This is a genomic window from Metamycoplasma spumans (genome assembly GCF_041026625.1).
In the GTDB taxonomy this organism is placed as follows: Bacteria; Bacillota_I; Bacilli_A; order Mycoplasmatales; family Metamycoplasmataceae; genus Metamycoplasma; species Metamycoplasma spumans.
The window spans coordinates 321,507-335,575 of sequence record NZ_CP163393.1 but is presented as its reverse complement, the minus strand read 5'-3'; the positions used below and the strand labels follow the sequence as shown (position 1 = coordinate 335,575).

Annotated in this window: 9 protein-coding genes and 1 CRISPR repeat array; of the genes, 7 read left to right on the top strand and 2 right to left on the bottom strand. The window is 25.5% G+C overall.

The features are described 5' to 3' along the window. Positions 1 to 100 precede the first annotated feature (100 nt). From AB5V95_RS01375 to AB5V95_RS01345, 7 genes are all read left to right on the top strand, one after another. Positions 101 to 784, top strand: coding sequence for an IS30 family transposase (locus tag AB5V95_RS01375; RefSeq protein WP_369086083.1), 684 nt, complete (start codon positions 101 to 103; stop codon positions 782 to 784). Positions 785 to 866: 82 nt separating this feature from the next. After that, positions 867 to 1,133 carry a transposase gene (locus tag AB5V95_RS01370; RefSeq protein WP_369086082.1) on the top strand — a complete coding sequence of 89 codons (267 nt, stop codon included), beginning with the start codon at positions 867 to 869 and terminating at the stop codon, positions 1,131 to 1,133. 680 nt (positions 1,134 to 1,813) lie between these two features. After that, positions 1,814 to 3,064, top strand: coding sequence for a hypothetical protein (locus AB5V95_RS01365; protein WP_369086081.1), 1,251 nt, complete (start codon positions 1,814 to 1,816; stop codon positions 3,062 to 3,064). Position 3,065: 1 nt separating this feature from the next. Further along, positions 3,066 to 7,970, top strand: coding sequence for an MGA_1079 family surface serine endopeptidase (locus tag AB5V95_RS01360; RefSeq protein ID WP_369086080.1), 4,905 nt, complete (start codon positions 3,066 to 3,068; stop codon positions 7,968 to 7,970). Between the two features lie 218 nt (positions 7,971 to 8,188). Next, the gene (gene cas1, locus AB5V95_RS01355; RefSeq protein ID WP_369086079.1) at positions 8,189 to 9,085 is read left to right on the top strand and encodes a type II CRISPR-associated endonuclease Cas1; all 897 of its coding nucleotides are present in this window, start codon (positions 8,189 to 8,191) and stop codon (positions 9,083 to 9,085) included. A gap of 4 nt (positions 9,086 to 9,089) precedes the next feature. Beyond that, on the top strand, positions 9,090 to 9,395 hold the full coding sequence (gene cas2 / locus AB5V95_RS01350) for a CRISPR-associated endonuclease Cas2 (protein ID WP_036475935.1): 306 nt from the start codon (positions 9,090 to 9,092) through the stop codon (positions 9,393 to 9,395). A gap of 3 nt (positions 9,396 to 9,398) precedes the next feature. Continuing rightward, a complete protein-coding gene (locus AB5V95_RS01345; protein WP_369086078.1) occupies positions 9,399 to 10,145 on the top strand; it encodes a hypothetical protein in 747 nt (248 codons plus the stop codon). Positions 10,146 to 10,183: 38 nt separating this feature from the next. Next, positions 10,184 to 12,863: direct repeats of the CRISPR family, unit length 36 nt; unit sequence ATTTTAGTACTATACTATTCTTAAGCAAGGTTAGAC. 210 nt (positions 12,864 to 13,073) lie between these two features. On the opposite strand, the gene AB5V95_RS01340 is transcribed toward AB5V95_RS01345, so the two are convergent. Both AB5V95_RS01340 and AB5V95_RS01335 read right to left on the bottom strand, forming a co-directional pair. Next, on the bottom strand, positions 13,074 to 13,820 hold the full coding sequence (locus AB5V95_RS01340; protein WP_369085765.1) for a hypothetical protein: 747 nt from the start codon (positions 13,818 to 13,820) through the stop codon (positions 13,074 to 13,076). Further along, positions 13,769 to 14,029: a hypothetical protein gene (locus tag AB5V95_RS01335; RefSeq protein ID WP_369085764.1), complete on the bottom strand. Its 261-nt coding sequence runs from the start codon at positions 14,027 to 14,029 to the stop codon at positions 13,769 to 13,771. Before AB5V95_RS01335 ends, AB5V95_RS01340 begins: the two co-directional genes overlap by 52 nt. Positions 14,030 to 14,069 lie beyond the last annotated feature (40 nt).

The following is a 14,069-nucleotide window of genomic DNA, read 5'->3' as shown; positions in this document are numbered from 1 at the left end:
ATTGTAAATTCAAGTGCAACACTTAAAAAACATTAAAATTTTAAGTGGGGCATTTTTTTTACATAAAAAAATCCCCCTCAGAAAGAGAAGGAAAACAAATATGAATAATTATACCACGCCAAATTATAAACATTTAAATTTTGGAGAGCGAGCTACTATTTCAAGTTTGTATGATGCTGGATATTCAATTAGAAAAATTAGTTCGATTTTAAAAAGAAGCGCATCGACTATTTCAAGAGAAATAAAAAGAAATACGGATACATATCGGCTTGATTATACTTCTAAAATAGCTCAAGAAAAAGCCGATATTAGACATAAACATAAATATTTATTTAAATTTTCAGATGAAAAATATTTAGATTTTGCAGATCATTTTGTCAGCATGTATGATAAATACACTTATGGAATCAAAGCAACTTTATTCTTTTTAAAGAAACACTATCCTGAACTTCAACATTTTTCATTTAAAACAGTTTACAATTGGTTTAATTCGGGTCATTGATTTTTAAAAAGAAGTGATAGACTGCGCAGAGGATATGTGAAAGGAAGAAAACGTGCACGAACCCCGGCTAAACATAGGCTTGTCCAAGCCAAATATTACATGCCTTTTTGGACCAGAGACGAAGAAATTAATAATAGAAATCAAATTGGACACTATGAATTAGATTTAGTAGTTTCTTCAAACAGGGGTAAACACGCATGTATTTTAACGATAGTAGAAAGATACAGCAGATATGGTTTTGCAATAAAAATACCATCTAGAAGCCCAAAAAAATGTCTATAATGCTTTAATAAAATGAAGAGAAGATCATATTGAAATCCCTGTCTTTTCAATGACCACTGATAATGGTTTTGAGTTCAAAAATATGGGTTTAATTGCCTATAAACTAGGTATTATAGGCTATTATACCGATCCTTATGCCTCATTTCAAAAGGGAAGCAACGAAAATTTCAATGGAATAATTAGAAGAAAGTGAAAAAAAGGAACTAACTTTGATGATGTTTCTCAAGAAGAATTAAATGATTATGTTAGCCAAGTAAACGCTATGCCTAGGGAATTATTAAATTGATTAACTGCTAAACAAAAATTTATTCAGGGTTGACAAGAAGAATATTACCGAAGAGTTAGTTAATTTTAAAATCTTATTAGTAAAATAATTTTTAAAAATACGGCTTTGTTCAAATAATAAATTAGATTTTTTTAAAAAAAATTTATATTTTTTATCGGCGTTAGCCAATCATACAAACCGACTATGTCGGTAATAAAATGACGTCAGACTTTTAGATAAATACGACGAAGTCGTTTTGATTATCCACTGGTAAAGTAAATTAAAATTGCTGAATTTAAATTTATTGGCGCTAGCCTACAAGTTTAATGCGACGTAGTCGCCAATAAAAATCTTCGTATTAACTTACTAAAAAAATATATCGTTTCTTAAACTTATTTGCGTTAGCAACCGAAGACCGACGCAGTCGGCAAAAAAGAGATTAAATACCCAACAACATTGTTGGCGGTAGCCAACCATAATTAATAACTGAATGACGTAAAAAAATATACATAAAATATTTAAAATTACCGTTTTTGACTAGCGACGGGTGTTTTTCTATATTTTTTGCTAAAAAATTAACAAAAAACAATTTTCAAAACTATAATTAAAAAAGCCAAGTGCTAAATGTTGCACTTGAACTTACAATGGAGCAAAGTTAATCCTATTAGGGTTAACTTTTTTAAAAATTTTAAATTAATTTTTCGGCTTCATAATTTTTAAAATGATAAAATTTTATAACACTTTATTAACATAGGGGGGTAATTGTGAAATTCAAAAAAATTTTTCTGTCATCAATTACTATGACACCATTAGCTATATCGTTAGCTTCTTGTTCGCAAATTAACAAAACTGAAGAAAAAGAAATAAAAGAAAATGAATATATTGAAAACCCGACTTTTTTAAAAAAGGCTAATTTTTCTTTCACTAATTTAAATGATTTAGATTTAAACGATATTAAAAAAACTAACTTGATGGCTTTGACTAAAATTATCAAAACAGAAGATAAATTGTATGCCAAATCTAATTTGCCTAAAACTGTTGAAATTTTAGATAATAATACACTTATATCGGCTAATGTATCTTGGGATATAGAAGAAGATGAAATACAGATTTTTAATAGTAAAGTAATTTATGGAAGTATTGAAAATTACCCATCATTAAAAGCTAAGTTGATATTTTATAAAAACGAAAATTATAATAATAATCAAGATCTAGAATTATTAGATAATGGATTAGCACCTAACACATCTAAATTAAATAAAGATGAACGTTATTGATACAGTATTCATATCAATAAACTACCTAAGTTATTAGATCGGGGTGATGCTTCTGAATCAAATCAGTCAGTTTGATTTAATTCAGAAGATTTTAATGAAAAAAGAGCAAAAACATTTTTTATTTTTAAATGGAATAGACCTAAATTAGTTTCTAAAATGGATATAACATTTTTAAATTATGTATCAAGAGAAACGGGAAATCCTGTTAAAATGCCAAATGAAATATTAATTCAAGTTTCTAATGATGGATTATCATGAAATAATGTTAAAAACCAAGATAAAGTTAAACAAAGTGATTTTCCATCTTTTAAGCCTCATCATAAATGAAAAGACACATTTGCAGCTCAAACTATTAATTTTGCACCTACTGAAACAGAATGAATTAGAGTGTTATGAAAACCAGCAACAAATGCACAAAACCAACTTTTATCAATATTTGTAACTGATGTTAAATTCTATGGCCAAAGTATAATTGATAAGGATGATAATATTCAAATTGATATTAATTTAGATGATGTCAATGTAAATAAATTAAGCGCTAAAAAGTTATCTAAAAATACTTTTGAGATAAATAATATCTCTTCTGTTGAAAATATTGATTTAAAATACCTTGGGAAATATTATGACATTATTTTATTTGACGAAAATAAAGAAAAAAGCATATATAAAATAGCAATATATAACGAAATTGGTAATTATAAAATTTACGATTTAATAATTAATAAGGGAGATAAATAATATGAAAAGAAAAAATATTTTAATTTCTGCTTTATTTTCATCATTATTGACATTTGGTGCTATTTCATGTTCCCCTTCTGTTTCTTCATCTTCTAATGAAGCTAAAAAAGACAAGATTAATGAATATTTTAAAAATAACAATTTCGATTATTTTCAAAATATTAAATCTTCTTTATTAAATAGCGTTGATTTAAAAGAGAATAAAGATGTTGATTTTGATTCATTTATGACATCATTAACATTATTTTTAAATAAATATAGAGATATAGTTAATTTAGAACTTGCGAAGCCATATTTCAAAAATATTATTCAAGATGATCTATCTTTAATTAATAATAAATTATTAAATCTAGATAAGCTGATTAGCAAAAAGTATGTTGTGTTTGCAGATATTAATGCAAAGTCAATTAATGATATTGAAAATGTATATAATAAATTAACCGAAATTAATAATAATATTATTGAACAAAATAATAATATTTTAGAAATAACTAAACACATTTCTAAAAATATCAATAATCAGAACATAAAATCACTACTTATTGATAATTTAGAAAAATATTATCAAAATCAAAACAATGATGAATTAATTTCAAATTTATTAAAAATATCTAAGAACATTGATTTGATTAATTGATATTTATCTGATAGTAATGTTTTGCAAATCAATTCAGATCAATTTAATTCAATTCGCAATGAATACGAAAATATTAATAATCATATTGATAAAACTAATGCGATTTTATCTACTTTAGAAATTAGCAATGATATTATTAATAAAATAACAAGTTATATTGATGAAAATAATATTGTTTTAGAATCGCTTGAGTTAAAAAAATCAGAGGTTTTGAAATTATTAGAATTAAAGAAAAACGGTTTAAATGAAGCTGATGTTAATGATATTAAAAGCCGTATCTCATCAGCTAAATCATTATCTAGTTTAAATAAAATAGCTGATGGAATACTTGAAATTAATGATGATGTATTGCAAGCTCAAAAAACTGACTTAATTAAAAAATATGATTCACTATTTTCAAATAGCAATTTAAAACAATTATCAAAAATAATAATAGAAAGTTCAGAAAATCAAACTGATTTAAATAAAGTTGATCAAGACTTTAGTAATTTACAAACAACTTTAAATAACTTAATTAATATAATTACGTCATTTAAAAATCAATCATATAAAGGTATTACAAAGTTTAACTTTTATAAAAAATTAGTTGATATGTCTTATATCTTTAATGATAATGCTTTAGTTAATATTAATTTATTTAATTTAGACGCTGAAATTGAAAAATTAGCTAATTTTGCCAATGAATTAGAAGCTATTATTAACGGAGATCAAAATACTCAAGATAATCAAAACTATGATGATATTTTATTAGCAGAAGCTAATAAAAATGCTTATCAACTAAATCAAGATCTTGACAATATAGAAAAAAATAATAGTAATTTATATTCAGCTAATATAACTATCAAAAATAGTGATATATTTTTATCTAATCCTGATACAGAATATTTAGATTATCAGATTTATGATTTAGAACTTGACAAGACTAATAAAAATACTTTAGTTATTAAATATAATGTCTTTTTAAAATCAAATGAAGAGCAAAAAGTTCAATCAACTTCAACTATTCAATTTTCAAGTGATTTGGATGCCATTATCAATGAATATGCTTTTGCTAATTTAGATCAAATATTCAATATTAATTATTTTGAAATATCTAAATATTCAAAAGATGAATGAAATGGCTTAAGCTTAGAAAATCAAAAAGAATATATTAGACTTAAAAACAATTCTCTTTCTAAGTTTTTTACATTTGAGCTTTCAAATGCAAATCAAAATCAAGCAAACAAATTACAATATAATGTTTTATTAAAGTTTAATAATCAAACAATTAAAACATTTGACTTATCTTCAAAAGACAGTATTTCATTTAGATCTGATAGTGAACAAAAACAATCTTACATTGATAGATTAAATAAAGAAAAGATTATGTCTTTAATTAATGGGCCTATTGCTGATATATTAGAAATAACTAAAATTAAGCAAGGCGCTAAAAAAACTCATAGCCATTATTTAGCATCGCAGGCACTAGAAGCTTTTAAAAATGAATATGAGTTGCCAAAATTTGGCAAATATCAGCTAATTATTAAAGATTTAATCTCTTTTGATAATAAAAATGGAGTTGCCAAACTAACATTTTGATATTCTGAAAATGATAGTATTGCTTCTGTAGATGCAAATATTGATTTAAATTCAAAAGCTAAAGTAATTGCTAATTTTAGATTACAAAATTATGAAGATATTGAGCCAATAAATAAACAATACTATACTGCCGAAGATTTTGCTAATAATGATCTGACTTCATTAGGAAATGATTTAGAAATCATGAGTGCTATTGATGAAACTAATTTTGATTTTAGAAAAGCTGTTGGTAAAGTCATTGCAGATAATAAATATATTTGATATAAGTCATTAAATCCTAAAAACTTCGTTAGTCAACAAGCGTTTAATAAATTGCCTTATTTTATTAAATTGGTTGCATCAAAAGACAATCATGGCGCAAATTTAGATCATGAAGATTTTATTGAACATAATGTTGGTATATATGATAAAAATCTTGCTATCAAACAAGATGCTGAAAATATTGAATTATTGAATAATAAATACTTTATATATTATTATGATATTAAAGAGCATAATAGACGTGGTTTAAGTTTTAAAATCGCCTTTATAAATAAAGAAAATAATACAATTAGATATGCTTTAAATAAAGAATTTAATTTAATAAATTTAGTAAATGATTATGAACAAGTTTTATATCCTGAAATTATGCTAAATAATATTAAAGCCTCAGATATTATAGTTAATGAAGAGATACTTTCAACTAAAACTGCTGAAGAATTTGCTAATGATTTAAGCTTATTAAATGAAGCTATAAAATTAAAAAGTAACGATGGCAAATTAATTTATAACAATTTTGAATTATCGACTGATAATTTTAAAGTAGCTGAAATTAAAAGAATAGCACATAAAGAAGCCTATATTCGCTTTAAAGTTACGCGTCAAAATTGAAAAAATGAAAATGGTCAAGTAATTAATTATAAAGAAGAAATCTTGGGCAATACCTGATATAAAATAACAGGTTTTGCTAATACTGAAACTGATTTATCAACTGAAAATCTAGCATTTAATAATCCTAATTTAAATAAAGTTTATTTAGACAATAATTTAATTTATCGCAAAAGAATTATTGAACCTCATTATAGTGATTTAATTTGAAATTTAGACAAGACAAATAATGTGGCCACATGATTTTTAGATAAAAAATACTTATCAGAAACTTTATTAAAAACCAATTCTAAGAATAGAAAAATAACCTTTCATTTTTATGCTAATAAATTGATTAACGATTTTAACAAAACTAATCGTATCTTATCACCTGAATATGGTATTAATGTAAGAGTTGACTTTGATAAACTTGCTAAAAATGGCATTTTTAAACAAAAAATTAATTTTAGTCAAGAAAATTCAATACCTGAATATTCAATTAATTACATTTTTAAATGAGATGAGCAAAAAGGTATTTCTGTTTTTGTTTCTCTAGATAATCAAGAACAAAAAATTATCATAGATTCACCTAGTCTTGTTAAATTTGAAAAAAATAAATTATATGATGCAAATCAAGCCTTTTTAATAATGCCAGCTGGTGCGAAAATCACTATTGAATATGAAAATGAAATAGAAGAAAAGTTTGAAGATTTTACTAATCAATTTAATTATAATAAAGTCGATTATAACCAAACTAATCAACCAATTCTTTTCTATAATGAAGAGAAAAGATTGAAAGATTATTCAAAATATAATCCAAATCAAAATGTTAGCTACAAGTTACATGATGGCTATAAAATGAATGTAGATCCAATCAAAATAAAAGAATGAAAAGATTGAGATTTAGTTAACACAATTATGGCTAGAACTATGCGTTATACTAACGGAACAGCGACAATGATTGGAAAAGTTAACGACGATTTAAATGATGGAAGATTTTATTTCTTAACCAATCATCACGTTCATGGTATGGACGATCATATTGAAAGATGAGAAGACTATTCTGGCGATAAGTTTTTAAAAGAATATGACAATAGTAATGGCAGAATATTTAGATTCTATTTTACTGTTCCTTATGAATATGTTGGTAATAATTTACTGCCAGGTCCTGATACTGATTGAAAAAGCTTTAACTATATTGGCGGATATAATGAAGCTAGACAAGGTTTTAATGTCAAAACAACTGTTGTTTGAACTGGTAAAGGACAAAAAGATCAAACCGGAACTAAAAATGATAATGCTGATTTATCAATAGTAATATGAGATATAAATCCTATTATTAAAGCAATGAAAAGATTAGGTAGATTCCAAGCGGTTAAATATCTTGAAAACTGATTTAAATTACCTAATTTAAAATTTGATTTTGATAGCTCTAAACTAGGCTTTATTCCTGGACCAAATATTAAAGATACGGCGCATATCGGATATCCTTTAGGCGATCAAACTGGTTATATTAACCATAGACCTAAAGTATCAAATACAACATTGCCTGTTTCTATTCAAGATGATTATGCTTTTGTAAGAATTACAGGAGGTAATTCTGGTAGTGGATTTTTCATTGACAATAATCGTTATATATCAACTCTTTATGGTGGTGCTTTATCTAAAGAGCTATACGGTAGAAATTATCAAACCGATGAATATAACTACTTTGGTATTAATTGAAATAATGAAAATCCGCTAACTTTAAAAAATAATCGTTCATTTGGAGCACAAATCTTAAGAGCAAATGCCTTAAATCCAAATGCATATGAAATTCCTTGATTTTATAAGAAAATAAATTAGTAATTTTTAGTTTATAAATAGTAGAAGTTCAATATTGAGCTTCTACTTTTTTATTATCCTTGGCTAATAGAAAATATATCTAAACAAAAAAAGTAATCTATTTTTAATAGATAAAATAGTTATATAAATTATTAGAAGATAAATTCAATGAATTTTTTAAATAATATTGAAAATTGCTATGTAATTTTTTTGCTTAGTATATAAGCAGAAAGAAGAATATGAAAAAAATAATCGACGTTACAGAAAGTGAATATTTATCACTTTTTTTAGGAAATTTAATTATTAAAAAAGAGCAAGGAAAAATTACAATACCAACCAATGATATTGATAGTATTATTTTTGAAAATAATAGAACAACAATATCAATACCTCTGATTAATAAATTAATAAAAGAAAAAGTAAATATAATTATCTGCAACGAAAAACATCTGCCTCAGGCGCAGATTATTCCGTTTGATAATTATTATGATAACAAAGTATTTTTATCTCAATTAACTTGAGATGAGAATTACAAAGCCATAACTTGAAAAAATATTATTAAACTAAAGATTGCTAATCAACTTAATTTGTTAGTGAACTTTAATTTAGTTAATGATGAAGATTATCAAAAATTTAAAAATTATATTTATGATGTCAAAATTGGTGATTTATCTAATCGAGAAGCTCATGCAGCAAAACTTTATTATAAAAATATTTTTGGAACTGATTTTAAAAGAGAAAGAGATAACTTTGATGATGATATTAATGCGATGCTAAATTATGGATATACGATTTTATTGTCATTTTATAGTCGAGCAATTAATGGGCGTGGTTTTGATAATCGCATTGGCGTTTTTCATAAGAGTTTTAATAACCCTTATAGTTTAGCATGTGATCTAATGGAAGTGGCTAGGGTGTTTGTTGATTATGTTGTATATCAGTATTTAATCAAAAAAGCTAATTATCAAGAAGTAAATTGAAAAATCTTTAAGCAAATGCTATATGAATTTTTTGATGAGCATATTAAAGTCAATAATAAGCATATGAAAATTCGCGACTATATTGATTATTCTGTTAAGAAATTATTAGAAAATTGTTCATTAGAAGAGTTAATCATTGATTGAAATTCAAAGTAGATTTATGCGAATAATTGTTATGTATGATATTTCAATGGATGATGATAATATCGCTTATTATAATAAATTTAGAAATGAACTAATTAAATTAGGTTATAGCATGATTCAATATTCAATCTATGTTAAATGTATATCAGCTCACACTCAATATCCTTATGAAAAAGATAAACTAATGAAAATAGTTCCCAAAAAATCAAATGTGAGAATTTTATTAGTAACAGAAAGTCAGTATCAAAATATTGAAATCATTAGTGGCGAAAAATCACTAAATGAATATTACTTGGATAAAAAAATATATTTAGAGGTATAAATTATGTTAGAAATAGTGAAATTTAGTCATCTTTTAGATCGTGACTATCAAGGAATTAGAGTTATTGAAAGCAATAACTCTTTAGCTTTTTTAGCTATGTTAATTAATCATGAAAACCAAAATAATCAACCGAGTCTTTTAATTAATAATAAAGGTTATTTTGTTAATGAAAGTATTATTATTAATCCATTATCAAAAGTTATTGATATCCTTAACTTTAGTAGCAAAAATAGTTTATATAAAATGTTTATAAAAGACAGTAGAATTGATCAAGAAAATTTAATCAAAAGTGATTTATTATCTGAGATATTGAATTTTTATACAAATCTAGTTGCTGAAGATTTTATTTATATTAATTTAGATAAAGCAAAGTTAGTTAAATTCTTATTTCAACTAAATGATCAAAAATTGATTAATAAAGATATTTTATTTAAGTTTTTTGATTTGTCAAATCAATTAGATAAGCAACTTGTAATTATCACTAATTTTGATAATATCAATATTAGTGAGTTAGTTGCTTATACTAACAAATTTAACTTTATTATATTAACTAACAATATTTGAGATATTTGCAATAGCTTTGAAGAGTTAGAAGTTTGTTCAATTTTTGATAATAAAACATTTATCAATATTGATAATGTATCTTTAATTAAAGAAATACTTATGCAAAAATTCAATGTTGATGATATTGAAAAAATCAAAGAAAGTAAGATATTGCAAAATGCTATAAAATCAATCATTTTAGATTAATTTTTAATCGAATTTAAACGTTTTTATACAAAAATGACATTTTAGTACTATACTATTCTTAAGCAAGGTTAGACAAACTTTTAAAAAGCTGTCTAACCTTGCTTATTTTAGTACTATACTATTCTTAAGCAAGGTTAGACTTAGTGAGCTAAATGAAAAAGTGCAAAATTATTTTAGTACTATACTATTCTTAAGCAAGGTTAGACAGCTTTTTAAAAGTTTTCCGCCTGATTTTGATTTTAGTACTATACTATTCTTAAGCAAGGTTAGACTTAGACAATTATACTTCACAAAAGCCTAATATTTTAGTACTATACTATTCTTAAGCAAGGTTAGACTAAAAGTCGAGGGTGTTTGAAATGTTGTCAATTTTAGTACTATACTATTCTTAAGCAAGGTTAGACTTGAACTAACGACTTATATTTATCAAAAGCATTTTAGTACTATACTATTCTTAAGCAAGGTTAGACATAACTGACTATCACAACCACGCTATACCAATTTTAGTACTATACTATTCTTAAGCAAGGTTAGACTGGAATTTGCTGAAGCCGAAGGCTTTGCAAATTTTAGTACTATACTATTCTTAAGCAAGGTTAGACGGAACTGCTCAGGGTCAAATTGGCTCACTAATTTTAGTACTATACTATTCTTAAGCAAGGTTAGACGTGATTTTTCAGAGTTTGATCGTTACTGAGATTTTAGTACTATACTATTCTTAAGCAAGGTTAGACAACAATTTGCCGGTTTTATTAATCAAAAAAATTTTAGTACTATACTATTCTTAAGCAAGGTTAGACGGATTAAAGTTATACCAGACACGCCGAACAATTTTAGTACTATACTATTCTTAAGCAAGGTTAGACAATTTAAGTGATATAAATGTTTTAAAAATAAATTTTAGTACTATACTATTCTTAAGCAAGGTTAGACTAAACAGCGATAGCTCACTTATTATTACCTATTTTAGTACTATACTATTCTTAAGCAAGGTTAGACGTTTTTGCTAGTTCTTTATAAGCATCTTCTATTTTAGTACTATACTATTCTTAAGCAAGGTTAGACTTAAAAATATATTTAATGAAAACGAAATGCATTTTAGTACTATACTATTCTTAAGCAAGGTTAGACATTTAAGTGATGCGAATGTTTTAAAAATTAATTTTAGTACTATACTATTCTTAAGCAAGGTTAGACACAATAATTTAGTATTGCAGGACTTTACATATTTTAGTACTATACTATTCTTAAGCAAGGTTAGACATACTCTAAACTCCTTAGTATAAAATGAGTATTTTAGTACTATACTATTCTTAAGCAAGGTTAGACAAAATGTTGTTTTTAACAACGAAGAAAGATATTTTAGTACTATACTATTCTTAAGCAAGGTTAGACATAGTCATTTAAACCCAATTAACGCCGAACATTTTAGTACTATACTATTCTTAAGCAAGGTTAGACATAGTCATTTAAACCCAATTAACGCCGAACATTTTAGTACTATACTATTCTTAAGCAAGGTTAGACTCATTTTGGCATTAATATATATATATTGTGATTTTAGTACTATACTATTCTTAAGCAAGGTTAGACTGACAGTAATTATAGCGTTACCGTTTCGTTATTTTAGTACTATACTATTCTTAAGCAAGGTTAGACGCACTTTTTTAAATGTGTGTTTAAAAATTTATTTTAGTACTATACTATTCTTAAGCAAGGTTAGACTTCGTTAAGAAATATGAAATATGCTTCGTTTATTTTAGTACTATACTATTCTTAAGCAAGGTTAGACCCTTATATATGAGGGGAAATTCAGCACCTTATTTTAGTACTATACTATTCTTAAGCAAGGTTAGACTAATAACATCTCCTCGCAATTATCTAACATATTTTAGTACTATACTATTCTTAAGCAAGGTTAGACACGAAATGCTCGAAAAAATACAATTGCTTGATTTTAGTACTATACTATTCTTAAGCAAGGTTAGACTCAATTTTAGTTATTTCTACGACTTCGCCAATTTTAGTACTATACTATTCTTAAGCAAGGTTAGACAACTAATAATGTTTTTGTTTCAACTTGCTAATTTTAGTACTATACTATTCTTAAGCAAGGTTAGACGCTATCTTTAAAGTTGGCTATTAGATCTACATTTTAGTACTATACTATTCTTAAGCAAGGTTAGACTAAATAACGCTAAACGAAAAGCTGCGCAACATTTTAGTACTATACTATTCTTAAGCAAGGTTAGACAATTTAATGTAGGAGAAGCTGTAACATTTGAATTTTAGTACTATACTATTCTTAAGCAAGGTTAGACCACTTCAACATTCGGTAGCTACTTCGCTACATTTTAGTACTATACTATTCTTAAGCAAGGTTAGACCTCCAACCCCCTCGATTTCGATGGGTTAAAATTTTAGTACTATACTATTCTTAAGCAAGGTTAGACTGAAAACCTAAGACATGGCGAATATTTAAAATTTTAGTACTATGCTATTCTTAAGCAAGGTTAGACTTAACTTCAAAGATTACAAAGAATTAGTAAAATTTTAGTACTATACTATTCTTAAGCAAGGTTAGACCTAGCATTTGTTAAAATGAGCTCAGTAACAATTTTAGTACTATACTATTCTTAAGCAAGGTTAGACCTAGATTAATATATAAATTTAGTTTTAAGAATTTTAGTACTATACTATTCTTAAGCAAGGTTAGACTGGAATCTTTAAAAGAAGCTTGAAATATTATGTTAATTCTTAATCAAATTGCAACATTTTTATAGTTTAAAAATGTTTATTAAACTTATGATATCAAATTTATTTTTTAAGACCTAAAAATTTAAGCCAGTAATCAGGAAAAATTAGCAAAGTGTTATACTTTGCTATTATTTTTTTTAAATCTGTATATCTTAAAATAAAAATTAAAATCTACTTAAAATATTCAGATAGGTTATTATCTACTTCTTTAATTGCGTTTTTAAACATTGATTTTAAGTGGTTCATTTCTTCTTTTAAACCCGAAGTATTTAATTTAAATTTTTCTAAATTTCTAATCAAGTAATTAAACTTATCAGTAAATGTTGAAACTACTGACTTATGCGTTACGACTATCAAACTTAATTTATAAGCCAAATCATCTCAAACGTCAAGATTTTTGCCTATTAAAAAAATCTCTTGTGAGTTAAAGTTAGATAAATCACTGCTTGCTTTGTAACGATTTTCTGGAGTTTTGAAAAAATATTCACCACTTGAGTTCATACAAAATAAAACTTTTATTTTTTTTGAAAAATTAACTCTATTGCCGTTAGTATCAACTGGGGCATAATATTCGTTTAGGTATTTAACTGCACCTGAATGAGTTTTATTTTTAAAATGATAATCAACATACCAACCAGGGTCGCCTTCATTTATTTTTCTAAAACAGTTTTTATCACTATTTCTTTCTAATTTTGGAGATATAGAATTAAAGTGATTTATTAATTCGTCTTCAATCTTACTTATTTCTGTTCAATGTTTTATATTCTTTGTTTTAAAGAATATGGGATAATTTAATTGAGCAGTTTTAAAAGACCTTTCAACAAAAGACTTAAATTGCGGAACACTAGAAGATTGAACTTCGATGCCTAAAGATCGCAAATACTCAGTAATAGGTGTGTATGAAGACTCTTTTTTCAAAAAGTTGTTCTTTTATCGGTCTTTATAATCTGCGGAATTCCGTGTGTTCTAAAAAGTTTTTCAAGCAGATTCATATAACCAATATTGGTTTCTTCTTTAGACACATGGACTGCTAAAAGCCTACCAGTGGCAGGGTCAATAGCGTGGTAAGTATGAAAAGTTTCACCCAACCCCATTGTGTCTGGCGTAGCATCAATCTCAACAATCATGCCTGGAGAAAGATTTTTCCAGGTATTTTTTATTACCGCA